The following is a 26,408-nucleotide window of genomic DNA, read 5'->3' on the forward strand; positions in this document are numbered from 1 at the left end:
CAGAGTTATTTACTGCTTTTGTTATCCACCAGCACCGCTAGCAGAATGACGACGGCTTTAACAATCATTTGGTAGTAAGACGATACGCCCATCAGATTCAGGCCGTTATTCAGGAAGCCGAGGATCAGCGCACCAATCAGCGTGCCCATGATGCGGCCTTTACCGCCCGCCAGGCTGGTGCCGCCCAGCACCACCGCGGCAATGGCATCCAGTTCATAACCGGTACCCGCCGTGGGTTGTGCGGAAGAGAGGCGTGCCACTTCGATGGTGCCTGCCAATGCCGCCAGCAGGCCGCACAGCGAATAGACGATGATTTTGACGCGGTTAACGCTGATACCGGATAAGCGTGTAGCCGCTTCGTTACCGCCCAGCGCGTAGATGTAACGTCCGAGGCGCGTGTGATGCAGCATGTACCACGCGAGTGCAAATACCACTGCCATCAGCCAAACCGGCGTTGGGATGCCCAGCGGGCGGCCAATACCGAACCAGCCGAACAGATCGGCGTTATCGTTGAAACCGGTATTGATTGGGCTGCCGTTGGTATAAACCATAGTGACGCCGCGCAGCAGCAGCATCATCACCAGCGTGGCGATAAAAGCCTGCACCTTGCCGCGTGCGACTATTACACCGGTAAGAGCGCCAATTGCCGCGCCGAGCGCCAGCGAAGCCGCTACGGCGACCAGCGCATTCACTTCTAATCCGACAATTGATGCCGCTACCGCGCCCGTCAGCGCCAGCAGCGATCCCACCGACAAATCAATGCCTGAAGTCAGAATCACCAGCGTCATCCCCACCGCCATGATGGCGTTGACCGACGTCTGCTGCAGAATGTTGAACATATTCGGCAGCGTAAAGAAATTTGGGCTCTGGCTGGCGACCACGGCGATCAGCACGATCAACGCAATCAGGGATTTCTGCTCCAGCAGCCAGGCTTTGCTGAACCAGCGGCGGCTGGCGGGTAAGGTTTGGGTGCTCATACAACTAACTCCTCGCTGTGTTGCTTACCGACTGCCGCCGCCATCAGGGATTCCTGGGTAGCCTGCTCACGGGAAAATTCGCCACTCAGATGGCCTTCATGCATTACCACGATGCGATCGCTCATGCCCAACACTTCCGGCATTTCTGACGACACCAAAATGATGCTCAGCCCTTCGGCTTTAAACTGGTTAATTAACTGATAGATCTCTTTTTTCGCCCCAACGTCGACGCCGCGTGTTGGCTCATCAAGAATCAGCACATCGGGGCGTGTCATCAGACCGCGCGCAATCGCTACTTTCTGCTGATTACCACCGGACAGCAGCCCAATCGGCTGCTCCATGGAGGGGGTTTTAACGTTGAACAGGCGGATAAAATCGCCCACCGCCAGCTGCTCATCGCTGTGCCGGAGATTGCCCGCGCCGGTACTGAAATAGCGCAGCGCGGTCAGCGACATGTTCTCTTTCACCGACATGCCGAGCACCAGGCCATCGCGCTTGCGGTCTTCGGAGATATAGACGATGCCGTTCGCTAAGCCATCCTGCGGTGAGCGGGTCACGATCTCACGTCCATTCAGCGTGACTTTGCCTTTGCTGCGTGGCAGCGCGCCGTACAGCACTTTCATCAGTTCAGTGCGGCCCGCGCCCATCAGGCCAGACACGCCAAGGATTTCCCCTTTACGCAGCGTAAAGCTGACGTTATCAACGCCCGGCCCGCTCAGGTTTTCGACTTTTAAACGGATCTCGCCGGGTTGTTGATCAATGCGTGGATATTGATCTTCCAGTTTGCGCCCCACCATCATCTCGATCAGGCTCTCTTCGCTGAGATCGCTGACCGCGCGCTCGGCAATAAACTGCCCGTCACGGAACACGGTGACGTCATCGCAAATCTCAAAGATCTCTTTCATGCGGTGCGAGATATAGACAATGCCGCAGCCCTGCGCTTTTAGTTCGTTGATCACGCGGAACAGCGACAGCGTTTCGGTATCGGTGAGCGCATCGGTCGGTTCATCCATAATGATGACTTTTGACTCGAAGCTAAGCACTTTCGCGATCTCAACCATCTGCTGATCGCCAATCGACAAATCGCCCACCAGCTTGTGGCTGCTGAAGCGCAGATTAAGGCGTTGTAACAGTCCATCCGCCGCGGCATACATCTTTTTCCATTCGATGCGGCCAAAGCGGTTAACAAATTCACGACCAAGGAAAATATTTTCGGCGACGGTCAGCTGCGGAATCAGGTTCAGTTCCTGATGGATAATACCAATGCCCGCTTCCTGCGAAGCTTTCGGGCCCGAGAACGCCACATCCTTACCCAGCCACTGCATGGAGCCGGCGTCCATGCTGTAAATGCCGGTCAGCACTTTCATCATGGTAGATTTACCGGCACCGTTTTCGCCCACCAGCGCCATCACGCGGCCAGGATAGACGGCAAGCGAGGCGCCATTCAGCGCTTTCACGCCCGGAAAAGATTTTTCAATCCCTTTGAGTTGCAATAACGGTTGCATAACGGCCTCAGAAGGTCACGCCAGCGCTCAGGATGACATTCGCATACGGAGAACACTCTCCGCTGCGAATGACCGCCTGACTGCGCTGTGTCTGTTGTTTGAATTGTTCATGGCTGGTGTAACGGATGGTGATGACATTCCCCTGGTGCCGTTGCAAGGCTTCGAGCACGGCGAGCAGTGCGCTGTGGAGCGGCGGATTATGCTGTTTAATCTCCTCCGCCATCAGGGCGCTTTCGACCTGCATCTCCTGCGTGATAACGTCGACCACCTGTAAAAATTCGGGCGTACCCGGCGTTAATGCCAGATCGATGCGCTGTGGACCGGCCGGAATCGGCAAGCCTGCATCTGCAATCGTCAGCGTATCGGTGTGCCCCAGGCGGGCAATCACATGAGAGACTTCAGCGTTTAACAAGCGACCTTTTTTCATTTCTTCCACTCCACAGCGAAACGTTTCGCTGATCGGGAGTGTATAAAATGCGCGCGGCAACTCAATGACGACATTACGGAAATGTGATCGCCATCGAAACGTTTCGCTTGTGCCAGCGGGAATTTGAGTTTGGTGGGATGGCGGAGCCGCTTACGCGGCACCGGGGAGGAAATTATGGCAGTTTACGTACCTGTTTCACGTCCAGTTCGATCGCGTTGAAATCCTTATCCAGTTCACCGGTCAGCTCCACCTGATCCTTCGGTGTGATGGTCAAACCGTTCCAGCGTTTATGATCGATTTCGACCTTCATGGTGCCAGTAGCATCGCGGAACTGATAATCCTCATCACCAATTTGCTTCTCCAGCGTACCGCGTACGGTAATCCAGCTATCGTCTTTCATCTCTTCGGCCTGTTTCACCGTGACGATGCTAGTGTTATCGGCTTTGAAACCACCAGACTTGACCTGTGCCGTTGGTGCAGTGGGATCCACAAAACCCCCTTGCTGCGCAGCAAGAACCGGCGTAGCAGCCAGCGCGACAATCGCGAATAAAGCAGCAGATTTTTTCATTTCTCACCTCGTTTCCATGAATGTGTTGGTTTACATGCGCTATTTCACCATAAGGTTCTTAACAGGATCTTAAGAGAACGCTTTGCGCGTACATTCCTGAAAAATAGCCTATTTGCCGCGATTTTCGCTGTACAAGAAAGAATGTGCTTCGTATAACTCCGCTTAACAGAAGGAGAAGTTATGCGCATTTTATTGATAGAAGATGACGCCCTGATTGGCGACGGTTTGAAGGTTGGCCTCACCAAACTCGGCTTCAGCGTGGACTGGTTTGTCTCGGGGGAAAGCGGATTTCAGGCCCTAACCGCCGCGCCCTGGGATGCAGTAGTGCTGGATCTGTCGCTGCCGGAACGCGATGGTTTAGATATCCTGCGTCAATGGCGCCAGCAAGGACACGATGTGCCGGTGCTGATCCTCACGGCGCGCGATGCGCTCGATCAGCGCGTGCAAGGATTGCAGCTCGGCGCCGACGATTACCTGTGCAAGCCGTTTGCGCTAACAGAAGTAGCCGCACGTTTGCAGGCGCTGATCCGTCGTCGTCATGGACAGCTGCAGCCAGAGCTTAAACACGGCAAGGTTACCCTGGCACCCGACAGCCACAGCGTAATGTGCGATGGCGAAGCCGTCAGCCTGAAGAGTCGGGAACTGGCGCTGTTGGAGCTCTTTCTGCGTAATCCTGGCCGCGTGCTAACGCGCAGCCAGCTGGAAGAAAAACTGTATAGCTGGGATGAAGATGTCTCCAGCAATGCGGTGGAAGTCCATATTCATCATCTGCGTAAAAAACTCGGCAGCCAGTTTATTCGTACCGTGCATGGCGTGGGCTATACGCTGGGAGCGGTGGAATGAGTCTGTTCCTGCGCCTCGCCATCGGCTTTGTCGTGCTGATCCTCTTGTGCGGCGGACTTGCCGGCCTCAGCGCCTGGCAGCAAACCCGCGATACGGTGAACGAGCTGTTTGATACGCAGCAAATGCTGTTCGCAAAGCGCCTGATCGCGCTCGATCCCACCTCGCGGCAAGACGTTACGCTGCCAAAAACCAAATCTATCCTGCGTCATCATCGGGGCGATCAGGATGATGATGCACTGGCATTTGCCATTTACAGCGCCGAGGGCAAGCCGCTGTTGAACGATGGCGAAAACGGTCGCGATTTGCAGTTTGATCATCAGCGCGATGGTTTTGTCGATGGCCACCTGCGCGACGATAAAGACAGCTGGCGCTTAGTGTGGCTTACCTCTGCCGATAAACGCTATCGCGTGGTGGTGGGTCAGGAGTGGGAATATCGCGATGATATGACGCGCGATTTGGCACTCAGCAGCTTGTTACCCTGGCTGATCGCCATGCCTTTTATGCTGCTGTTTTTGCTGGCGCTGGTGTGGTTTGAGCTGCGTCCATTGAAACGCCTTACCGCATCGCTGCATCAGCGTGCGCCGGATGATGCTAAACCGCTGCCGGACGCGCGCCTGCCCAAAGAGGTGAAACCGCTGGTGGTAGCGCTCAACGGTTTGTTTAACCGCATGGCACAGCTGGTACAACGCGAACGCCGCTTTACCTCCGATGCCGCCCATGAGCTGCGTAGCCCGCTGGCGGCGCTGCGCGTACAGAGCGAAGTGATTCAGCTGGCCGATGATGATGAAACGATGCGCAAACGCGCCATTCAGCAGCTGGATAGCGGCATCGTGCGCGCCACGCGCTTGGTGGATCAGCTACTGACGCTTTCACGCGTCGAGGCTGACGATCTGCGCAGCGAATTTCAACCGGTCGCGCTGGCGCCGCTGCTGCAAAATCTGCTGGCGGAGCATTTCCCGCAGGCGGAACAGCAGCATACCGATTTAGTATTTACTCACCACGCCGAACCGGTGATGAACGGTCATCCGCTGTTGCTGAATTTAATGGTGCGTAATCTGCTGGATAACGCGCTGCGCTACTCACCTTCGGGCAGCAGCATCAATGTGCAGCTTAATGCGCGCGCCATTACCGTTGACGATAACGGACCAGGCGTCAGCGAAGAACAACTGGCGAGGCTGGGTGAACGCTTCTGGCGACCGCCGGGACAGACACAAACCGGCAGTGGATTGGGGCTTTCCATTGTGAAGAATATTGCCCAGCTGCACGGCATTCGATTGCAGTTCAGCCAGCGCGCCAGCGGAGGATTGCGCGTCACCTTAAGCTGGTGACGCGCAGAGCGTTAAATCTCGACCTGGGTTCCCAGTTCAATCACGCGGTTCGGTGGGATTTCAAACTGATCTGGCGCGCGCAGCGCATTACGTTGCAGCGCGAGGAACAGCTTGCCACGCAGGCGCAGATACCACGGACGATCGCCGATTATCAGCGATTCATGCGACATGAAGAACGAGGTTTCCATCATGCGGCAATTCAGCCCTTCAAGGCCGCAGCGGTGGAAAATCTCCTCCACGTTCGGCGTTTCACGCCAGCCGTAGCTGGCCACTACGCGCCAGAAAGTGGGCGACAGCTGCTCAATCGTCACTCGACGTACGTTGTGCACGTAAGGTGCATCTTCAGTGCGCAGCGTCAGCAGCACCACGCGCTCATGCAGCACTTTGTTGTGTTTGAGATTATGTAGCATGGCAAATGGAATCACATTGAGCGCACGCGACATGTATACCGCAGTACCTGGCACGCGCACCGGCGGCGATTTCTCCAGTGAAGCAATCATCGCTTCCAGAGAGTTACCGTGCTCATGCATACGACGCAGCAGGCGGAAACGCTCGCTTTTCCAGGTGGTCATAATGATGAACATCATCAGCGCCAGCGTCAGCGGCAGCCAGCCGCCGGAGAACACTTTGATCAAGTTGGCGGAGAACAGCGACACATCGATGCACAACATGGCAATCAGAATCAGCACTACCAGATAGCGGTTCCAGTGCCAGTTTTGAATCGCCACGGTAGAGCAAAGAATCGCGGTCAGCACCATGGTGCCCGTTACCGCAATGCCGTACGCCGCGGCCAAATTGCTGGAGTGCTCGAAGCCGACAATCACAATTACCACCGAGAAGTAGAGCAGCCAGTTGATCACCGGAATATAAATCTGCCCGGACTCTTCCTCAGAGGTGTGCACAATGCGCATTGGCGGCAGGTAGCCGAGACGCACCGCCTGACGGGTTAACGAGAACACGCCGGAAATCACCGCCTGCGAGGCGATCACCGTGGCTAAGGTCGCCAGAATCAACATCGGGATCAGCATCCAGTCCGGCGCGAGCAGGAAGAACGGGTTTTTGATCGCTTCCGGATGTTTGAGCAGCAGCGCCCCCTGGCCAAAGTAGTTCAGCACCAGCGATGGCAGCACCACGATGAACCAGGCAAGACGAATCGGGAATTTACCGAAGTGGCCCATATCGGCATACAGCGCTTCCACGCCGGTAATTGCCAGCACCACCGCGCCAAGCGCGAAGAAGGAAACGGTTTTGTATTCGATAAAGAAGTGCAGCGCCCAGTAGGGATTCATCGCGTGCAGCACGTCCGGGTTGCTGATGATGCTGCGCGCGCCCAATACCGCCAGAACCAGGAACCACAGCAGCATTACCGGTGCGAACAGCTTACCGACAATGCCGGTGCCGTGCTTCTGGATAACAAACAGCAGGGTCAAAACGGCGATCGCCAGGGGCACGATATAGGCATCCAGACTTGGGGCCGCAATTTCCAGCCCCTCAATTGCAGAAAGCACCGAAACGGCTGGTGTAATCACCACTTCGCCGTAGAAGAAGCTGCCGCCAATCAGTCCCATGATCACCAGAATCGCCGTTGCTCTGGCGCCAGTATTGCGTCCGGCCAGCGACATTAGCGTCAAAATTCCGCCTTCTCCGGCGTTATCTGCACGCATCACGTAGCTGATGTACTTGAGTGATACCACCAGAATCAGCAGCCAGAAGATCAGCGAAAGAAAGCCAAAAACCGCTTCACGTTCAACGCCAAAACCAAACTGGCCAGAGAGACATTCACGCAATGTATAGAGCGGGCTGGTACCGATATCGCCATACACCACGCCAATAGCCGCCAGCGTGACTGCACCAAGGGACTGTTTCTTATCCGAGCTCATAAGTTGTCTTTTGTTGGAGCCGGAGGCACTTGCCTACCGCTCAAGCCATCAAAAAGCGCACAGTATGCACATATTCCCAAAAAAACCTACTCTTACAAAGTGTCACCATCGCGTCGGTGACGCGGTTTTTCGCCGAAAATCCGGCTAAAAAACCGTTGGAAGCGGCGAGTTCTCTCGCATCAACCTTCTGAAACAAAAAAGCTGACGGCTATCAACGCATTCGCGCATGATAATCAGTAGAGTATTGCGCTCGCCAAACTATGACGGCACCAGGATCAAAAGGATAATGATGTGATTATGGCTCAACCCCATCTTTTGGCAGAAAGAATTTCTCGCCTGAGCAACGCGCTGGAAAAAGGGCTGTATGAACGCCATCACGCGATCCGTCTCTGTCTGCTGGCCGCGCTCAGCGGGGAAAGCGTGTTTTTGCTTGGGCCGCCGGGCATCGCCAAGAGCCTTATCGCCCGCCGCCTGAAATATGCCTTCCAGCACGCCCGCGCTTTTGAATATCTGATGACCCGTTTTTCTACCCCTGAAGAGGTGTTTGGCCCGCTGTCGATTCAGGCACTCAAAGATGAGGGCCGCTATCAGCGACTGACCAAAGGCTATCTGCCCGATGCTGAGATTGTCTTCCTTGATGAAATCTGGAAAGCCGGCCCGGCGATTCTGAATACCCTGCTAACCGCCATCAACGAACGCCGCTTCCGTAACGGCGATAGCGAAGAAAAAATCCCGATGCGCCTGCTGGTTACCGCCTCCAACGAATTGCCTGAAGCGGATAGCGGACTGGAAGCACTGTATGACCGCATGTTGATTCGTCTGTGGCTGGATAATGTGCATGAGAAACAGAATTTCCGCAGCATGCTCACCCATCAGCAGGACGAAAACGACAATCCTGTGGCGGAGTCACTGCGCATCAGCGATGAAGAGTATGAGCAGTGGCAGAAAGGCATCAGCCAGGTCAGCCTGCCGGATCACGTGTTCGAACTGATTTATCAGCTACGTCAGCAACTAGAAACGCTGCCGGATGCGCCCTACATCTCCGATCGCCGCTGGAAAAAAGCCATTCATTTATTGCAGGCCAGCGCATTCTATAGTGGTCGCGTGACCATCGCCCCCATCGATTTAATTCTGCTGAAAGATTGTCTATGGCATGACGTGGCCTCGATGAAGCTGCTGGATCGCGAAATTGATACGCTGATGTCGCAACATGCGTGGCAGCAACAGGCGCTGCTACACAAACTGCAGCAGATCAAAGGCCGTCGCCTGGCGCTGCAACAGCAGCAAAGCGTTGCGCAAGCGCTGACGCTGGAGAAACACAGCGGCATGTTCAGCCGCAAACCGCATTATGAATTACCCGCCGCGATCGCGGACGAACAGCTGACACTGATGCTGCAACAGCCGCTAATGCTGCACGATATGCAGGTAACGCACATTCTGCTGGGGCGTGAAGCCCTGAATCAGTGGCTGCTGAAAGGCGGCGAAATCCGTGGCAAGCTAAATGGCATTGGCTTTGGTCAGACGCTCGATATGCTGGTGGATACGCATCACTGCCTGACGCTACGCGATGTTAGCCTGCAATCCACGCGACTCACGCTGCCGGGCGCCAGCAACAGCAGCGAGATGCCGCAAGAGATCGCCGATGAATATGAGGCGCTGGAAACGCAGCTGCGCACGCAACGTACGCTATTTAGCCAGCAGCAGCGCTGCTTGTTCATTAGCGATGACTGGCTGGCTCGCATTGAAACCAGCCTGCAGGATGTAGCGGAACAGCTGAAACAGGCGAGAAAATGATCTCGCTAGAGACGCTGAGTACGCTGCTATCGATTGGTGAAACCGAGCTGATAGAAGAGCTGATCATCGCGTTACTCGCCTCGCCGCAGCTGGCGCTTTTTTTTGAAAAATTTCCCCGCATGAAGCAGGCATTAATGCGCGATCTGCCGCGCTGGCGATCCGAGATTGCCGAGCAGATCAAAGCCACGCCGGTGCCGGAAACGCTGGCGCAGGAATTTCAGCTGTTTCAGCAGATGCAGCTGCTCAGCACGCAAAATTTCACCCAGCAGTTACCCCACATCATGACGCAGCTGAAAAGTCTGCCGTCGCCGTTTATTGAAGAAGCCAGCAAACTGCTTCTTAATGCCGAAAACACACAGCTCAGTAACGCGCAGCACACGCTGTTTCTGCAACGCTGGCGCCTCAGCCTGACACTGCAAACGCTGACGCTAAATGAAACCATTCTGGAAGAGCAGCGCGAACGCCTGATGGCGGAGCTGCAGCAGCGCATGGCGATCAGCGGTCAGCTGGCACCGATTCTTACCGATGACGATGAGGCCGCGGCTGGTCGCCTGTGGGATTTGAGCAAAGCGCCGCTGCAACACGGCGATTACGAGCTGATTGTGCAGTATGGCGATTTCCTTGCTCAGCAGCCGGAACTGATGAAGCTGGCGCAACAGCTGGGACGCAGCCGCGAGGCCAAATCGGTGCCATCGCAGGATGCGCCGCTGGAGGCGTTTCACCAACTGGTGCGTGAACCGGATAATGTGCCGGAAGAGGTCAGCGGCATTCATCAGAGCGATGATGTGCTGCGCCTGCTACCGCCAGAGCTGGCGGCGCTGAGCATTAGCGAGTTAGAGCTGGAATTTTATCGACGTTTGGTCGAGAAACGCTTGCTGACCTACCGTTTACAGGGTGATGCGTGGCACGAAAAAGTCACCATGAGACCGGTTAGCCACCAGCAACACGAAGAGCAGCCGCGCGGACCGTTTATCGTCTGCGTGGATACCTCCGGTTCGATGGGCGGTTTCAACGAACGCTGCGCCAAAGCTTTTTGCCTGGCGCTGCTGAAAGTGGCGCTGGCGGATAAGCGCCGCTGCTACATCATGTTGTTTGCACATGAAGTGATCGGCTATGAGCTCACCGCCGACAATGGCATTGAGCAGGCCATTCGTTTTCTCAGCCAGCGCTTTCGTGGCGGCACCGATCTCGCCGCCTGCCTTGCCGCCGTAGTAAAACGCATGGAAGGCAACGCGTGGCAGGAAGCGGATGCGGTGATCGTGTCGGATTTTATTGCCCAGCGTTTGCCCGACGATGTCGTTAGCACCATTAAGCAGCGTCAGCGCCACTATCAACAGCGCTTCCACGCGGTCGCAATGTCGCTGCATGGCAAACCCGGCATTCTGCGCATTTTCGATCACATCTGGCGCTTTGATACCGGCCTGAAAAGTCGCCTGCTGCGCCGCTGGCAGCGCTAAGTCATCTGGCGGAAATGCTAATTTGCTATAGTGATAAGTTCGCACACCAAGCAAATGGAGCACCTTGTGACCACCGCCCAACTTCCCGCACCGACCCACACGCTGCGACTCTCCGGCCAAAATACCGAACAAAAAAGAGCCGAACTGCTAACGTACTTCACCCAAACCTGGGAACTGTATGAAAGCCTGTTTGATTGTCTGGCCGACGAACGCGCCTGGTTTAATAAAGCCATTTCGCTGCGTCATCCGCTGATCTTCTACTTTGGCCACACTGCGACCTTCTACATTAACAAGCTGATGGCCGGACGCTATCTCGATCAACGCGTCGACGATCGTATTGAGGCGATGATGGCGATCGGCGTGGATGAGATGAGCTGGGACGATCTCAACGACAACCATTACGACTGGCCAACTATCGCTGAAGTCCGCGACTATCGCGGCAAAGTAAAAAGTCTGGTGAGCGAGTTCATTCGCACCATGCCGTTGGCGCTGCCCATCGATTGGGAAAGCCCGGCGTGGGTGGTTTTGATGGGGATCGAGCACGAACGTATTCATCTGGAAACCTCCAGCGTGCTGATGCGCCAGTTGCCCATCGAGTGGGTAAAAGCGCAACCACACTGGCCGGTTTGCCCGCAGGCGCGTCACGATCGTCAATCTGTGCCAGCCAATACGCTGGTCGCCATGCCCGGGGGTCGCGTGCAGCAGGGCAAAACAGACGACACTTACGGCTGGGATAATGAATATGGCAGCCAGCAGACAGAACTGAAGCCGTTTAAGGCCAGTAAAATGCTGGTGAGCAATGCCGAGTTTTACCGCTTTATCGCGGCGGATGGCTATAACGATCGCCGCTGGTGGGATGATGAAGGCTGGGGCTGGCGCGAATTCTCCGGCGCGCAAATGCCGACGTTTTGGATCGGGGACGAAAAGCAACCCGATCAGCTAAAGCTGCGCTTGCTGGCTGAGGAAGTCGCGATGCCCTGGGACTGGCCAGCGGAGGTGAATCAGCTGGAAGCCGCTGCGTTCTGTCGCTGGCTGGCTGAAGAGACCGGTAAATCCGTGCAACTCCCCTGTGAAGCGGAATGGGCGCAGCTACGTGAACAGGTAAGCGGCGACCAGCCGGATTGGATTGACGCGCCAGGCAATATCAATCTGGCGTATTGGGCTTCGTCCAGCCCGGTCGATCGCTTTGCTCAGGGCGAGTTCTACGACATTGTCGGCAACGTATGGCAGTGGACCACCACGCCGACCAACGGCTTCGAAGGTTTTAAAGTCCACCCGCTCTACGATGATTTCTCCACGCCGACCTTTGATGGCAAACATGCGCTAATTAAAGGCGGCAGCTGGATTTCTACCGGCAACGAAGCGCTGAAATCCGCACGCTACGCTTTCCGCCGTCACTTCTTCCAGCACGCCGGTTTCCGCTATGTGGTTTCATCACATGAAGAAACGATGGCGCTCAATCCTTATGAAACGGATAGCATGGTGTCGCAATACCTCGATTTCCAGTACGGTCCGAGTTACTACGGCGTGCCCAACTACGCGGCTGCGCTGGTGGAAAAATTGCTGCCGCATTGCCAGGAGCGTGGCCAGGCGCTGGATATCGGTTGTGCCACCGGACGCGCCAGTTTCGAGCTGGCGCGCCATTTTGATGCAGTAACCGGAATGGATTACTCGGCGCGCTTTATTGATGTCGCGCTACAGCTGACATCAGGAGAAGATTTCCGCTACGTGGTGCCAGAAGAAGGCGAGCTGGTGGAGTATCGGCAGGTACGGCTGAAAGAGTTTGGTCTTGAGGCTCAGCAAGCGCAGCGTATCCAGTTTGTGCAGGGCGATGCCTGTAACCTGAAGCCACAGCCGGATCGTTACGATCTGGTACTCGCTTCCAACCTGATTGATCGTCTGCGTCAGCCCAAACGCTTCCTGCAGGATGTTACGCCGATGATCCGGGCCGGCGGCTTGCTGGTGCTGTCGTCACCTTATACCTGGCTGGAGGAATTCACGCCGAAAGAAAACTGGCTGGGTGGTGTGCGTGAGAATGGCGAAGCACTCACCACTTACCAGGCGTTGCAACGCGTATTACGTGACGCGTTTGACGAAGTCGCACCGCCGCAGGATATCCCCTTTGTTATCCGCGAGACGGCGCGCAAATTCCAGCATACACAGGCGCAAGTGACCTTCTGGCGCAAGCGCTAATAAAGCGTGCAGACAACGGCATGGCTGTTGTCTGCACCTTGCCTGCACCGCTAATTTGCTGCACATTCTCCTCTATTCATAGAAGAAGAACTCAACGAGGATGGACAATGGCGGAAAACCTTCAGCTGGATAACCTGGATCGCGGCATTTTGAATGCGCTGCTGCAAAATGCACGCACCGCGTATGCCGAACTCGCTAAACAATTCAACGTGAGCCCGGGCACCATTCATGTTCGCGTGGAAAAAATGCGTCAGGCGGGGATTATTTTAGGCACCCGCGTGGAGATTGATCCGCGCCAGCTTGGCTTCGATGTGTGCTGCTTTATCGGCATTATCCTGAAGAGCGCACGTGATTATCCGGCGGCGCTTAGTAAGCTGGAAGCCTTAGATGAAGTCGTTGAGGCCTGGTACACCACCGGCCATTACAGCATTTTTATCAAAGTGATGTGTCGATCAATCGACGCGCTGCAGCAGGTGTTGATCAACAAGATCCAGACTATCGACGAAATTCAGTCCACCGAAACCCTGATCTCACTGCAAAACCCCATCATGCGCACCATTAAGCCGTGATCCCCATCTAAACTGTGCACAAACTTATCCCCGGCAGATCGCGCGCACAGCGTGACTTGCCGCCTGATGCTTTCTACTATTAACCCTGTTTTCCACAGGTGGATCACGGCTTGATCACAGCGTACAATGCTCGCCTTTAGTGCGGGAGAGCATCATGGCCGATATTACGTTAATCAGTGGAAGTACCCTTGGCAGCGCCGAATATGTTGCTGAACATCTGGAAGAAAAACTGCAGGAAGCGGGCTTCTCAACCGAGGTGCTGCATGGGCCTGAGCTCGATGAGCTGCAGCAGGAAGGCATTTGGCTGATTGTGACCTCCACGCACGGTGCCGGTGAACTCCCCGACAACTTGCTTCCTTTATATGAAGCATTGCAGGAGACGCAACCGGATCTTTCCGGCTTACGTTATGGTGCAGTCGGCATCGGCAACCACGAATACGATCTTTTCTGTGGCGCGATCAAGCTGCTGGAAGAGCAGTTGAACCAATTGGGTGCCAAACGCATCGGCGATCGCCTTGAGATCGACGTGCTTGAGCATGAGATCCCGGAAGACGCGGCTGAAGTGTGGGTGTCCACATGGAAAACCCAGATTTAAAACGATCTTTGCCGGCCGGGGATCGGGTAAATAGAACGATCCCCAGTTTATTGCGCTGTTTTTTTGCTTTAAACACGCGATCATCTGTGGATAACATAGCCTGATTCATGCGTATAACCGGTAGTTATCCCAATAACAACCGCTGTTTCTTTTTTAGGCTGTGCATAAGTTGCTGTTTTGATCCCAGCTTATACGGATCAGGATCACCGATCATTCACAGCAAACGATCCTCTCTAATACGCTGTTAAATCGTGGCTTTTCCGGGTTATCAACAGCCTGGTGCGATCCTAATAGTAGATCTAACAGAGAGATCATATAAAAGAATAAAGATCCTTTCTTTTAAACCTCAGGATCCCGCGACTTTCGCCGCCGAGATAATTTCAGTAGAATCCACCGCCCAGGGCAACGATCCCTGTCCGAACATTAACGAGGACCCACTTCATGTTTTATCCAGATCCTTTTGACGTCATCGTAATCGGTGGTGGTCATGCGGGCACCGAGGCCGCGATGGCCGCCGCCCGAATGGGTCAGCAAACCCTGTTACTCACCCATAACATTGATACGCTTGGACAAATGTCCTGTAACCCGGCGATCGGTGGCATCGGGAAAGGACATCTGGTGAAGGAAGTGGATGCCTTAGGCGGTTTGATGGCCACGGCAATTGACCAGGCTGGCATCCAGTTTAGGATACTAAACGCCAGTAAAGGCCCAGCAGTACGCGCTACGCGCGCTCAGGCTGACCGCGTGCTGTATCGCCAGGCGGTACGCACTGCGCTGGAGAACCAGCCAAATTTGATGATCTTCCAGCAGGCAGTTGACGATCTGATTGTGGAAAACGATCGCGTCGTCGGTGCTGTGACACAGATGGGTTTGAAATTCCGCGCCAAAACCGTGGTACTGACCGTCGGGACGTTCCTTGATGGCAAAATCCACATTGGCCTGGATAACTACAGCGGTGGACGAGCGGGCGATCCGCCATCAATCCCATTGGCGAAGCGTCTGCGTGCACTGCCGCTGCGCGTGAACCGTCTGAAAACCGGTACGCCACCGCGCATTGATGCGCGCTCGATTGATTTTTCAGTACTGGCTCCGCAGCACGGTGATAACCCGATGCCGGTGTTCTCGTTCATGGGCAAAGTCTCACAGCATCCACAGCAGGTGCCGTGCTGGATTACCTCTACCAACGAACAGACCCATGACGTGATCCGCAATAACCTTGATCGTAGCCCGATGTATGCCGGGATCATCGAAGGCATTGGTCCACGTTACTGCCCGTCGATCGAAGATAAAGTGATGCGCTTTGCCGATCGTAACGCGCACCAGATCTTCCTCGAGCCGGAAGGTCTCACCAGCAATGAAATTTACCCAAATGGCATCTCCACCAGCCTGCCATTTGACGTTCAAATGCAGATCGTCCGCTCCATGAAGGGCCTTGAAAACGCGAAGATCGTGCGTCCGGGTTATGCCATTGAGTATGATTTCTTCGATCCTCGCGATCTAAAACCAACGCTGGAAAGTAAATTTATCCACGGCTTGTTCTTTGCCGGTCAGATCAACGGCACCACAGGCTACGAAGAAGCGGCGGCGCAAGGTCTGCTAGCCGGCCTCAATGCGGCGCGTTCTTCTGCAGACAAAGAGGGCTGGGCGCCACGGCGCGATCAGGCTTATCTCGGTGTTTTGGTCGATGACCTCTGCACATTGGGTACCAAAGAGCCGTACCGCATGTTCACCTCGCGCGCCGAGTATCGTTTGATGCTGCGTGAAGATAACGCCGATCTGCGTTTGACAGAGACAGGCCGTGAACTCGGTTTGGTTGATGATGCTCGCTGGGCACGTTACAACCAAAAACTGGAAGCGATTGAGCAAGAGCGTCAACGCTTGCGCGATCTGTGGGTGCACCCAAAATCAGATCACGTGGCGGAGGTAAACACGGTGATCAGTGCACCGCTTACCAAAGAAGCCAGCGGTGAAGATTTACTGCGCCGTCCAGAAATGACCTATCCGCTGCTTACCTCGCTGGCAAGCTATGGCCCGGCGCTCGCTGATGAGCAAGCCGCCGAGCAGGTTGAAATTCAGGTGAAGTACGAAGGCTACATTGCACGCCAGCAGGAAGAGATTGATCGCCAGCAGCGCAATGAAAATACCTTGTTGCCTGTGGATCTCGATTATCGGCAGGTTAATGGTCTGTCGAATGAAGTGATTGCCAAGCTTAACGATCACAAACCCACCTCCATCGGCCAGGCCTCTCGTATTTCGGGCATTACGCCTGCGGCGATCTCGATTCTGCTGATCTACCTGAAAAAACAGGGCCTGCTGCGTAAAAGCGCCTGATAGACTTCGGGGCGAGGTACCTCGCCCCCGTTAATGGAATTCTCGTCGTGATTAACAAACTCTCCTCGCTGCTGAAAGCGGCAAACATTTCCCTTACCGATCAACAAAAACAGCAGTTGGTTGGCTATGTTGAGCTGCTGCATAAATGGAACAAGGCCTATAACCTGACATCGGTGCGCGATCCGCAGCAGATGCTAGTACGGCATATCCTCGATAGCGTGGTGGTTGAGCCGCATCTGCAGGGCGATCGCTTTATTGACGTTGGCACCGGGCCTGGCTTACCGGGTATTCCGCTGGCCATTGTACGTCCGCAGTCGCATTTCACACTGCTTGATAGCCTTGGCAAACGCGTGCGTTTCCTGCGGCAGGTTCAGCATGAGTTAGGACTTACTAACGTTACACCCGTGCAGAGCCGCGTGGAGGAGTTCCCATCCGAGCCGCCGTTCGATGGCGTTATTAGCCGTGCTTTCGCCTCACTGGAAGATATGCTGAACTGGTGCCATCATTTGCCGGGTCGTGAAGGACGTTTTTATGCCTTGAAGGGGGTACGTCCGGATGATGAGATATCAGCCTTGCCTGCTGGCTTTGTCGTGGAGAAAATTCAACCGCTGCAGGTGCCGGAACTGGACGGTGAACGGCATTTAGTCGTGATTAGCCGAAAATAGCCTTTTCAACGGTATGGATTTAGGTCAATCCATGCCGTTTGCTTTCGTGATGAAATTGAATGAAAAAGCAGCGATTGAACACTTTGGGATAAAAGCATTTATTCGGTGGGGCAGGGTAAGCAAGTTAACATTCATCCCGGAAATTATCCGAAAAGTCCTGTTACATTTAACGATTAATTCACATTTCATTATCACTTAGATCACGTTATGGCGTGTATTTACGCACTCAAATAATCACTGTGGAAAATATAACTCTGCAATAAATCGGCGTGCGTAATATCAGTTTTACGTTTTTATTGCAGGACATGATGTCAATAGAGTGTTTTTATCGATAATCAATGATATGTAGTTTCCGGATAATTATAATCTATTGATAAATAATTAATTTATTGGGTTGTGAAATGTTAATTTTCATAACTTAAACAAATTCACATCGCCATTCCTTGTTTATTATGTGATCTAAAGCACGCTTTAAAAGCAAGTCGGAAGGGCAATTTCAGATTTTTATCGAACCCTGCTCGCCAGGCGATGTTTTCAAAAATAGCGCTCCAGAAAGAAATTTAAATAATTGTTCACCTTTTCGCTACTTACCGATTGAAATCGCAGGTGGCGCCCGTATAATTTGCACGGCTTTTGCTGCTTGACTCAAATGAGTAAAGGCAGTCTTATACGACACGCGACATACCCCGTTCGGGGCAGGAGAGTTCAGCGTCATGTCAGTGTCTCTTTACAGTGTGAAATTAGCCCGGGCCGTGCTGATCATTCAGCTGGTGACCTTTGTCATCATCGGTGCGCTCTTTACCCTGAAAGAGGTCTCCTGGGGCGCCTCTGCCATCGCCGGTGGAGCGGCAGCCTGGCTGCCGAACGTGTTGTTTATGTTTTTAGCCTGGCGCCTGCAGGATCAAACGCCTGCGAAAGGCCGTGTTGCCTGGAGCTTCGCCCTCGGTGAAGTGTTGAAGGTGTTCACAACGGTCATTTTTCTCGCGGTGGCGTTGGGTGTGTTTGGTGCGGTCTTCTGGCCGCTCGCAATCACGTGGTTATCGGTGCTGGTGGTGCAGATCGTCGCGCCGGCTGTAATTAACAACAAAGGGTAAGAGGCATCATGGCTGCTGGAGAAATCTCTACTCCGCAAGAATACATAGGTCACCACCTGAATAACCTTCAGTTGGACCTGCGTACTTTCGAGTTGGTGAATCCGCACGACGCTCCCGCGACGTTCTGGGTAATAAATATCGATTCCATGTTTTTCTCTGTGGTGCTGGGACTGATTTTCCTGGTGTTGTTCCGCAAAGTAGCTAAAAGCGCTACCAGCGGTGTTCCAGGGAAATTACAAGCGGCTATCGAACTGGTTGTCGGCTTCGTTGATAACAACGTGCGTGACATGTACCACGGTAAAAGCAAACTTATCGCCCCGCTGGCTCTGACGATTTTCGTTTGGGTCTTCCTGATGAACTTCATGGATCTGCTGCCTATCGATTTGCTGCCGTTTATCGGCGAGCACTATTTAGGTTTGCCGGCGCTGCGCGTCGTGCCATCTGCAGACGTGAACATCACGCTGTCTATGGCGCTGGGCGTATTTATTTTGATTCTGTTCTACAGCATCAAAATGAAAGGCATTGGCGGCTTCACCAAAGAGTTGACGCTGCAGCCTTTTAATCACCCGATCTTCATCCCCATTAACCTGATTCTTGAAGGTGTTAGCCTGCTGTCCAAGCCAGTATCACTGGGTCTGCGACTGTTCGGTAACATGTATGCGGGTGAGCTGATCTTTATCCTGATTGCCGGCCTGCTGCCGTGGTGGTCGCAGTGGTTGTTGAATGTGCCATGGGCCATTTTCCACATCCTGATCATTTCGCTGCAGGCTTTCATTTTCATGGTCCTCACGATCGTCTATCTGTCGATGGCATCTGAAGAACATTGATTTTTATCTCAACACTTAAGCTTTTAACTGAAACAAACTGGAGACTGTCATGGAAAACCTGAATATGGATCTGCTGTACATGGCTGCCGCTGTGATGATGGGCCTGGCGGCAATCGGTGCTGCGATCGGTATCGGCATCCTCGGAGGTAAATTCCTGGAAGGCGCCGCGCGTCAACCGGATCTGATCCCTCTGCTGCGTACGCAGTTCTTTGTTGTAATGGGTCTGGTGGATGCTATCCCGATGATCGCTGTAGGTCTGGGTCTCTACGTGATGTTTGCTGTCGCTTAAACCTGGTAGCCTTGTTCACTCATGGCACCTGGTGTGATGAGGGACGGATTCTGCCGTTTATCGCTGATAGCGGCAGAGCAAGTTAACTTAATAAGAGGCATTGTGCTGTGAACATTAATGCAACAATCCTCGGCCAGGCCATCGCGTTCATTCTGTTTGTCGCGTTTTGCATGAAGTACGTATGGCCGCCGATTATGGCTGCCATCGAAAAGCGCCAGAAAGAAATTGCTGAAGGCCTTGCTTCTGCTGAGCGCGCGAAGAAAGATTTAGATCTCGCGCAGGCCAATGCGACCGACCAGCTGAAAAAAGCGAAAGAAGACGCTCAGGTCATTATCGAGCAGGCGAACAAACGCCGTGCCCAGATTCTGGACGAAGCGAAAACTGAAGCTGAGACTGAACGTAACCGCATCGTGGCACAGGCGCAGGCAGAAATTGATGCCGAGCGTTCACGTGTCCGTGAAGAGCTGCGTAAGCAAGTCGCGTTGCTGGCATTAGCTGGCGCCGAGAAAATCATCGAACGTTCCGTGGATGAAGCTGCTAACAGCGACATCGTTGATAAACTGGTCGCTGAACTGTAAGGAGGGAGGGGCTGATGTCTGATCTTATTACTGTAGCTCGCCCCTACGCCAAAGCAGCTTTTGACTTTGCTGTTGAGCATCAAAGCATCGATCGCTGGCAATCAATGCTGGCGTTTGCCGCAGAAGTGGCTCGCAACGAACAGATCGCAGATCTTCTTTCCGGTGCGCTTGCACCGGAAGCGTTATCTGCTTCTTTCATTGCAGTTTGTGGCGATCAACTTGATGAAAACGCCCAGAACCTGATTAAGGTAATGGCCGAAAACGGACGTTTGACAGCGCTTCCAGCGGTACTGGAACAGTACATTCAACTGCGTGACGCTTATGAAGCGACAGCCGAAGTTGATGTGATTTCTGCCAGTACGCTGAGTGACAGTCAGCTGACTAAAATCAGCGCCGCGATGGAAAAACGTCTGTCACGTAAAGTTAAGCTGAATTGCAAAATTGATAAGTCTGTAATGGCAGGTGTGGTTATCCGTGCGGGTGACCTGGTCATTGATGGCAGCGTACGCGGCCGTCTTGATCGTCTGGCAGACGTCTTGCAGTCTTAAGGGGACTGGAGCATATGCAACTGAATTCCACCGAAATCAGCGAACTGATCAAGCAGCGCATTGCTCAGTTCAATGTCGTGAGTGAAGCTCACAACGAAGGTACTATTGTTTCTGTAAGTGACGGTATCATCCGCGTACACGGCCTTGCCGATGTGATGCAGGGTGAGATGATTGCCCTGCCGGGCAACCGTTACGCTATCGCACTGAACCTCGAGCGTGACTCGGTTGGTGCAGTAGTGATGGGCCCGTATGCTGACCTCGCGGAAGGCATGAAAGTGAAATGTACGGGTCGTATTTTAGAAGTTCCAGTTGGCCGTGGCCTGCTGGGCCGTGTGGTGAACACCTTGGGTGCACCGATCGACGGTAAAGGCGCAATCGACAACGACGGCTTCTCGCCGGTTGAAGTGATTGCACCAGGCGTTATCGACCGTCAGTCAGTAGACCAGCCTGTTCAGACCGGTTACAAATCTGTCGATGCGATGATTCCAATCGGCCGTGGCCAGCGTGAGCTGATCATCGGTGACCGTCAGACCGGTAAAACCGCAATGGCAATCGACGCCATCATCAACCAGCGCGATTCAGGCATCAAGTGTGTCTACGTTGCGATTGGCCAGAAAGCGTCAACCATTTCTAACGTGGTTCGCAAACTGGAAGAGCACGGCGCGCTGGCTAACACCATCGTCGTTGTCGCTTCTGCTTCTGAATCTGCAGCGCTGCAGTACCTGTCACCGTACGCCGGTTGTGCGATGGGTGAGTACTTCCGTGACCGCGGTGAAGATGCACTGATCGTGTACGATGACCTGTCTAAGCAGGCTGTTGCTTACCGTCAGATTTCTCTGCTGCTGCGCCGTCCACCAGGTCGTGAAGCCTTCCCTGGCGACGTGTTCTATCTCCACTCTCGTCTGCTGGAGCGTGCATCACGCGTTAGCGCTGACTACGTTGAGCGCTTCACCAACGGTGAAGTGAAAGGCCAGACCGGTTCATTGACCGCACTGCCAATCATCGAAACTCAGGCGGGTGACGTTTCCGCGTTCGTTCCGACCAACGTAATCTCGATTACTGATGGTCAGATCTTCCTGGAATCGAACCTGTTCAACTCCGGTATTCGTCCAGCCGTTAACCCGGGTATCTCGGTATCCCGTGTTGGTGGTGCTGCACAGACCAAGATCATCAAGAAACTGTCCGGTGGTATCCGTACCGCATTGGCACAGTATCGTGAACTGGCAGCGTTCTCTCAGTTCGCTTCCGATCTGGACGATGCAACGCGTAAACAGCTGAGCCACGGTCAGAAAGTGACCGAGCTGCTGAAACAGAAACAGTATGCGCCGATGTCAGTCGCGCAACAGGGTCTGGTGCTGTTTGCTGCTGAGCGCGGCTATCTGAACGACGTTGAACTGGCGAAAATCGGCAGCTTCGAAGCCGCTCTGCTGGCATTCGCGGATCGCGATCACGCTGAGCTGATGGCTGAAATCAACCAAGCGGGTAACTTCAATAACGAAATCGAAGAGAAGCTGAAAGGCGTCCTCGAAACGTTTAAAGCAACCCAGTCCTGGTAATGTCTGGCGGCTTGTCTGAAAAGGCAGGCCGCAAGGCTTTGAGGAGAAGCTAATGGCCGGCGCAAAAGAAATACGTAGTAAGATCGGCAGCGTAAAAAATACGCAGAAGATCACCAAAGCGATGGAAATGGTCGCCGCCTCCAAAATGCGTAAAACGCAGGAACGCATGGCGGCCAGCCGTCCGTATGCAGATACCATGCGCAAAGTGATTGGTCACCTTGCACTGGGTAATCTGGAATACAAGCACCCTTACCTGGATGAGCGCGACGTTAAGCGCGTCGGCTACCTGGTCGTTTCGACTGACCGCGGGCTTTGTGGTGGTTTGAACATTAACCTGTTCAAAAAATTGCTGGCAGATATGAAGAGCTGGTCTGATAAAGGCGTGCAGAGCGATCTGGCGATTATCGGTTCTAAAGGCAATTCATTCTTCGGCTCTGTAGGTGGCAACATCGTGGCTCAGGTCACCGGTATGGGCGATAAGCCCGCACTGTCTGATTTGATTGGCCCGGTAAAAGTGATGTTGCAGGCCTATGATGAAGGTCGCATCGACAAGCTGTATATCGTTGGCAACAAGTTTAATAACACCATGTCTCAGACTCCGACCATTACCCAACTGCTGCCGTTACCGCCAGCGGAAGGTGAAGAAGAGATGAAGGCGAAGACCTGGGATTACCTGTACGAACCCGATCCGAAAGCGCTGCTGGATACCCTGCTGCGCCGTTATGTCGAATCGCAGGTTTATCAGGGTGTGGTGGAAAACCTGGCCAGTGAGCAGGCCGCACGTATGGTGGCGATGAAAGCTGCAACCGATAACGGCGGAAACCTGATCAAAGAGCTGCAGTTGGTTTACAACAAAGCTCGTCAGGCCAGCATCACCCAGGAACTTACCGAGATCGTCTCGGGAGCCTCCGCGGTTTAACCAGGCATATATCCTGTCGCGCGAGCGCGGCTGGGTATTTTCGTATTAGGTAGAGGATTCAAGATGGCAGCTGGAAAGATTGTCCAGATTATCGGCGCCGTAGTTGACGTCGAATTCCCTCAGGACGCGGTACCGCAGGTATATAGCGCTCTCGAGGTGAAAAATGGTGATGCTCGTCTGGTGCTGGAAGTTCAGCAGCAGCTGGGTGGCGGCGTGGTTCGTACCATCGCCATGGGTACTTCTGACGGCCTGAAGCGCGGTCTGGAAGTTACCGACCTGAAAAAACCTATCCAGGTTCCGGTTGGTAAAGCAACCCTCGGCCGTATCATGAACGTATTGGGTGAGCCAATCGACATGAAAGGCGACCTGCAGAATGACGATGGCAGCGCATTAGAGGTTTCCTCTATTCACCGCGCAGCACCTTCATATGAAGATCAGTCTAACTCCCAGGAACTGCTGGAAACCGGCATCAAGGTAATCGACCTGATGTGTCCGTTCGCTAAGGGCGGTAAAGTCGGTCTGTTCGGTGGTGCGGGTGTAGGTAAAACCGTAAACATGATGGAGCTGATCCGTAACATCGCGGCTGAGCACTCAGGTTACTCGGTATTTGCTGGTGTGGGTGAGCGTACTCGTGAGGGTAACGACTTCTACCACGAAATGACTGACTCCAACGTTATCGATAAAGTAGCGCTGGTGTATGGCCAGATGAACGAGCCGCCGGGTAACCGTCTGCGCGTAGCACTGACCGGCTTGACCATGGCGGAAAAATTCCGTGATGAAGGCCGTGACGTTCTGCTGTTCATCGACAACATCTATCGTTACACCCTGGCCGGTACTGAAGTATCAGCACTGCTGGGTCGTATGCCATCTGCGGTAGGTTATCAGCCGACGCTGGCAGAAGAGATGGGTGTGTTGCAGGAGCGTATTACCTCTACCAAGACCGGTTCAATCACCTCTGTACAGGCCGTTTACGTTCCTGCGGATGACTTGACTGACCCGTCACCAGCAACCACCTTTGCTCACTTAGACTCAACCGTTACGCTGAGCCGTCAGATCGCCTCTCTGGGTATCTACCCAGCCGTTGACCCGCTGGATTCTACCAGCCGTCAGCTGGATCCGCTGATCGTGGGTCAGGAGCACTATGATGTTGCGCGTGGCGTGCAGTCTCTGCTGCAGCGTTACCAGGAACTGAAAGACATCATCGCCATCCTTGGTATGGACGAGCTGTCTGAAGAAGACAAACTGTTGGTGGCACGTGCGCGTAAAATTCAGCGCTTCCTGTCTCAGCCGTTCTTCGTTGCTGAAGTCTTCACCGGTTCTCCAGGTAAGTACGTTACCCTGAAAGACACTATTCGTGGCTTCAAAGGCATCATGGAAGGCGAATTCGACCACCTGCCAGAGCAGGCGTTCTACATGGTCGGCGCTATCGAAGAAGCCGTAGAAAAAGCGAAGAAACTGTAATTTCGGTTTCCCAGGAGGAATGGTATGGCTATGACTTATCATCTGGACGTGGTCAGTGCGGAGCAACAAATGTTCTCCGGTCTGGTGGAGCGCATCCAGGTGTCAGGTAGCGAAGGTGAGCTGGGTATTCGCCCGGGCCACGCCCCGCTGCTGACAGCCATCAAGCCTGGTATGATTCACATCGTGAAACAGCACGGCGAAGAGGAGTATATCTACCTCTCTGGCGGCGTGCTGGAAGTACAACCTGGCAGCACCACCGTTTTGGCTGACACCGCGATTCGCGGCGAAGACCTCGACGAAGCGCGCGCGCAGGAAGCGAAACGTAAAGCGGAAGAGCACATGAACAGCAGCCACGGCGACGTGGATTATGCTCAGGCTTCTGCGGAGCTGGCGAAAGCCATCGCAAAACTGCGTGTTATCGAGCTGACCAAAAAAGCGATGTAATCAGGCTTTATGCGTCACGAAATGCCAGCCCATTGGGTTGGCATTTTTTTTGCCCAAAATTTGCCGTTGCGCTTTAACCCCGGCTAATTTCGACCCGAGAAAAATGTAGTAATCTCAGGGCTAAACCTTACACTTTCGAAAGTTAAATTCAGTCAGGATAGTTATGTCTACAAACGCGATGAGTGTGGTGATCTTAGCCGCTGGCAAAGGCACCCGAATGTATTCCGATCTGCCCAAAGTTCTGCACACCCTTGCAGGTAAACCAATGGTTCAGCACGTGATTGATGCCGCAACCGGTTTGGGCGCTCAACACATCCATCTGGTGTATGGTCACGGCGGCGATTTACTCAAGTCTGCGCTTGCGGATAACGCACTTAATTGGGTGCTGCAGGCTGAACAGCTCGGTACCGGGCACGCAATGCAGCAGGCAGCCCCCTTCTTTGCTGATGATGAAGATATCCTGATGTTGTACGGCGACGTGCCGCTGATCTCTCAAGAGAGCTTGCAGCGTCTGCGTGCGGCTAAACCGGCGGGTGGCATTGGCTTACTTACGGTGGTTCTGGATAACCCAACCGGCTATGGCCGCATCGTGCGTGAAAACGGCACGGTGACCGGCATTATCGAGCAGAAAGATGCGTCGGCAGAACAGCTAAAAATCCAGGAAATTAACACCGGTATCCTGATTGCCAACGGCAGCGACCTCAAGCGCTGGCTGGCGCAGCTCAACAATAACAATGCGCAGGGCGAATTCTATATCACCGATATCATTGCCATGGCGCACCGGGAAGGTCGCGTTATCAATGCGGTGCACCCAGCGCGCATCAGTGAAACCGACGGCGTGAATAATCGGCTGCAGCTGGCAACACTTGAGCGCGTTTACCAAAGCGAGCAGGCGGAAAGGCTGCTGCTGGCGGGTGTCATGCTGCGCGATCCGGCGCGTTTCGATCTGCGCGGTGCGCTGCAACACGGGCGGGATGTGGAGATTGACACCAACGTGATTGTTGAAGGCAACGTTACGCTCGGCAACCGCGTGAAAATCGGCGCGGGCTGCATCATCAAAAACAGCGTGATTGCGGATGACTGTGAAATCAGCCCCTATTCGGTGATCGAAGATGCCACCTTAGCCGCCGGCTGTACGGTTGGTCCGTTTGCGCGTCTGCGTCCGGGCAGCGAGTTAGCTGAAGAGGCGCACGTGGGTAACTTCGTGGAGATGAAGAAAGCCACGCTGGGCAAAGGCTCAAAAGCTGGCCATCTTTCCTATCTCGGTGATGCCGAAATTGGCGCGGGCGTGAATATCGGCGCAGGCACCATTACCTGTAATTACGATGGCGCTAGCAAATCCAAAACCATCATCGGCGACAACGTATTCATCGGCTCAGATACGCAGCTGATAGCGCCCGTCAGCGTGGCGAGCGGCGCGACCATTGCCGCGGGTACTACCATCATGAAGGATGTGACGGCCGCTGACCTGGTTTATAACCGTAAAGAGCAGAATCACAAGTCTGGCTGGCAGCGCCCGGTGAAGAAGAAATAAATTTTAAGGGCCGGCAACGATCGGCT

General features: G+C 54.0%; 24 protein-coding genes. 19 read left to right on the forward strand and 5 right to left on the reverse strand.

Annotated elements, in window-relative coordinates:
- Positions 1 to 5: 5 nt before the first annotated feature.
- The 4 genes from rbsC to AC07WB_RS19445 form a co-directional block, all read right to left on the reverse strand.
- Complete coding sequence (gene rbsC, locus AC07WB_RS19430) at positions 6 to 977, reverse strand: ribose ABC transporter permease (protein ID WP_345827667.1); 972 nt, start codon at positions 975 to 977, stop codon at positions 6 to 8.
- Positions 974 to 2,482 carry a ribose ABC transporter ATP-binding protein RbsA gene (rbsA, locus tag AC07WB_RS19435; RefSeq protein ID WP_345827665.1) on the reverse strand — a complete coding sequence of 503 codons (1,509 nt, stop codon included), beginning with the start codon at positions 2,480 to 2,482 and terminating at the stop codon, positions 974 to 976. The genes rbsC and rbsA overlap by 4 nt, the downstream gene beginning before the upstream one ends.
- Before the next feature lie 7 nt (positions 2,483 to 2,489).
- Positions 2,490 to 2,909: a D-ribose pyranase gene (gene rbsD, locus AC07WB_RS19440; RefSeq protein WP_097095525.1), complete on the reverse strand. Its 420-nt coding sequence runs from the start codon at positions 2,907 to 2,909 to the stop codon at positions 2,490 to 2,492.
- A 172-nt stretch (positions 2,910 to 3,081) separates the two neighbouring features.
- Positions 3,082 to 3,477, reverse strand: coding sequence for a YgiW/YdeI family stress tolerance OB fold protein (locus AC07WB_RS19445; protein WP_097095524.1), 396 nt, complete (start codon positions 3,475 to 3,477; stop codon positions 3,082 to 3,084).
- A 180-nt stretch (positions 3,478 to 3,657) separates the two neighbouring features.
- Here AC07WB_RS19445 and qseB point away from each other — a divergent pair, with 180 nt between their 5' ends.
- Positions 3,658 to 4,320 (forward strand): quorum sensing response regulator transcription factor QseB, encoded by a 663-nt coding sequence (qseB, locus tag AC07WB_RS19450; RefSeq protein ID WP_494941040.1) that lies wholly within the window; start codon positions 3,658 to 3,660, stop codon positions 4,318 to 4,320.
- Positions 4,317 to 5,648, forward strand: a complete 1,332-nt coding sequence (gene qseC, locus AC07WB_RS19455) for a quorum sensing histidine kinase QseC (protein WP_345827662.1) — start codon at positions 4,317 to 4,319, stop codon at positions 5,646 to 5,648. The genes qseB and qseC overlap by 4 nt, the downstream gene beginning before the upstream one ends.
- Before the next feature lie 11 nt (positions 5,649 to 5,659).
- On the opposite strand, the gene kup is transcribed toward qseC, so the two are convergent.
- The gene (kup, locus tag AC07WB_RS19460) at positions 5,660 to 7,528 is read right to left on the reverse strand and encodes a low affinity potassium transporter Kup (RefSeq protein ID WP_345827661.1); all 1,869 of its coding nucleotides are present in this window, start codon (positions 7,526 to 7,528) and stop codon (positions 5,660 to 5,662) included.
- Between the two features lie 297 nt (positions 7,529 to 7,825).
- Between kup and ravA the strand changes: the two genes are divergently transcribed.
- The 17 genes from ravA (at position 7,826) to glmU (ending at position 26,382) form a co-directional block, all read left to right on the forward strand.
- Positions 7,826 to 9,322 (forward strand): ATPase RavA, encoded by a 1,497-nt coding sequence (ravA, locus tag AC07WB_RS19465; RefSeq protein WP_097097620.1) that lies wholly within the window; start codon positions 7,826 to 7,828, stop codon positions 9,320 to 9,322.
- The gene (gene viaA, locus AC07WB_RS19470; protein WP_097095520.1) at positions 9,319 to 10,779 is read left to right on the forward strand and encodes an ATPase RavA stimulator ViaA; all 1,461 of its coding nucleotides are present in this window, start codon (positions 9,319 to 9,321) and stop codon (positions 10,777 to 10,779) included. Before ravA ends, viaA begins: the two co-directional genes overlap by 4 nt.
- A 54-nt stretch (positions 10,780 to 10,833) precedes the next feature.
- Entirely contained in the window at positions 10,834 to 12,972 is a 2,139-nt protein-coding gene (gene ovoA / locus AC07WB_RS19475) for a 5-histidylcysteine sulfoxide synthase (protein WP_494941041.1), read from the forward strand.
- Positions 12,973 to 13,079: 107 nt separating this feature from the next.
- On the forward strand, positions 13,080 to 13,541 hold the full coding sequence (gene asnC, locus AC07WB_RS19480) for a transcriptional regulator AsnC (RefSeq protein ID WP_097095518.1): 462 nt from the start codon (positions 13,080 to 13,082) through the stop codon (positions 13,539 to 13,541).
- Positions 13,542 to 13,695: 154 nt separating this feature from the next.
- Positions 13,696 to 14,136 (forward strand): FMN-binding protein MioC, encoded by a 441-nt coding sequence (gene mioC, locus AC07WB_RS19485; RefSeq protein WP_097095517.1) that lies wholly within the window; start codon positions 13,696 to 13,698, stop codon positions 14,134 to 14,136.
- Positions 14,137 to 14,577: 441 nt separating this feature from the next.
- The gene (gene mnmG, locus AC07WB_RS19490) at positions 14,578 to 16,467 is read left to right on the forward strand and encodes a tRNA uridine-5-carboxymethylaminomethyl(34) synthesis enzyme MnmG (RefSeq protein ID WP_097095516.1); all 1,890 of its coding nucleotides are present in this window, start codon (positions 14,578 to 14,580) and stop codon (positions 16,465 to 16,467) included.
- Positions 16,468 to 16,514: 47 nt separating this feature from the next.
- A complete protein-coding gene (gene rsmG / locus AC07WB_RS19495) occupies positions 16,515 to 17,132 on the forward strand; it encodes a 16S rRNA (guanine(527)-N(7))-methyltransferase RsmG (RefSeq protein WP_400458590.1) in 618 nt (205 codons plus the stop codon).
- A 713-nt stretch (positions 17,133 to 17,845) separates the two neighbouring features.
- Complete coding sequence (atpI, locus tag AC07WB_RS19500; RefSeq protein ID WP_097095514.1) at positions 17,846 to 18,226, forward strand: F0F1 ATP synthase subunit I; 381 nt, start codon at positions 17,846 to 17,848, stop codon at positions 18,224 to 18,226.
- 8 nt (positions 18,227 to 18,234) lie between these two features.
- Positions 18,235 to 19,053 carry a F0F1 ATP synthase subunit A gene (gene atpB / locus AC07WB_RS19505; protein ID WP_097095513.1) on the forward strand — a complete coding sequence of 273 codons (819 nt, stop codon included), beginning with the start codon at positions 18,235 to 18,237 and terminating at the stop codon, positions 19,051 to 19,053.
- Between the two features lie 49 nt (positions 19,054 to 19,102).
- Positions 19,103 to 19,342 carry a F0F1 ATP synthase subunit C gene (gene atpE, locus AC07WB_RS19510; protein ID WP_003849523.1) on the forward strand — a complete coding sequence of 80 codons (240 nt, stop codon included), beginning with the start codon at positions 19,103 to 19,105 and terminating at the stop codon, positions 19,340 to 19,342.
- A gap of 107 nt (positions 19,343 to 19,449) precedes the next feature.
- Positions 19,450 to 19,920, forward strand: coding sequence for a F0F1 ATP synthase subunit B (gene atpF / locus AC07WB_RS19515; RefSeq protein ID WP_345827654.1), 471 nt, complete (start codon positions 19,450 to 19,452; stop codon positions 19,918 to 19,920).
- Between the two features lie 14 nt (positions 19,921 to 19,934).
- Positions 19,935 to 20,468 (forward strand): F0F1 ATP synthase subunit delta, encoded by a 534-nt coding sequence (gene atpH, locus AC07WB_RS19520; RefSeq protein ID WP_097095511.1) that lies wholly within the window; start codon positions 19,935 to 19,937, stop codon positions 20,466 to 20,468.
- A 14-nt stretch (positions 20,469 to 20,482) separates the two neighbouring features.
- Positions 20,483 to 22,024 (forward strand): F0F1 ATP synthase subunit alpha, encoded by a 1,542-nt coding sequence (gene atpA, locus AC07WB_RS19525; RefSeq protein WP_097095510.1) that lies wholly within the window; start codon positions 20,483 to 20,485, stop codon positions 22,022 to 22,024.
- 52 nt (positions 22,025 to 22,076) lie between these two features.
- Complete coding sequence (atpG, locus tag AC07WB_RS19530; RefSeq protein WP_097095509.1) at positions 22,077 to 22,943, forward strand: F0F1 ATP synthase subunit gamma; 867 nt, start codon at positions 22,077 to 22,079, stop codon at positions 22,941 to 22,943.
- A gap of 63 nt (positions 22,944 to 23,006) precedes the next feature.
- Positions 23,007 to 24,404 carry a F0F1 ATP synthase subunit beta gene (atpD, locus tag AC07WB_RS19535; RefSeq protein ID WP_007893594.1) on the forward strand — a complete coding sequence of 466 codons (1,398 nt, stop codon included), beginning with the start codon at positions 23,007 to 23,009 and terminating at the stop codon, positions 24,402 to 24,404.
- Between the two features lie 24 nt (positions 24,405 to 24,428).
- On the forward strand, positions 24,429 to 24,848 hold the full coding sequence (locus AC07WB_RS19540; RefSeq protein ID WP_097095508.1) for a F0F1 ATP synthase subunit epsilon: 420 nt from the start codon (positions 24,429 to 24,431) through the stop codon (positions 24,846 to 24,848).
- Between the two features lie 163 nt (positions 24,849 to 25,011).
- Positions 25,012 to 26,382 (forward strand): bifunctional UDP-N-acetylglucosamine diphosphorylase/glucosamine-1-phosphate N-acetyltransferase GlmU, encoded by a 1,371-nt coding sequence (gene glmU, locus AC07WB_RS19545; RefSeq protein WP_494941042.1) that lies wholly within the window; start codon positions 25,012 to 25,014, stop codon positions 26,380 to 26,382.
- Positions 26,383 to 26,408: the final 26 nt, after the last annotated feature.

Source organism: Pantoea sp. GW821-FHT03E06 (assembly GCF_059420725.1).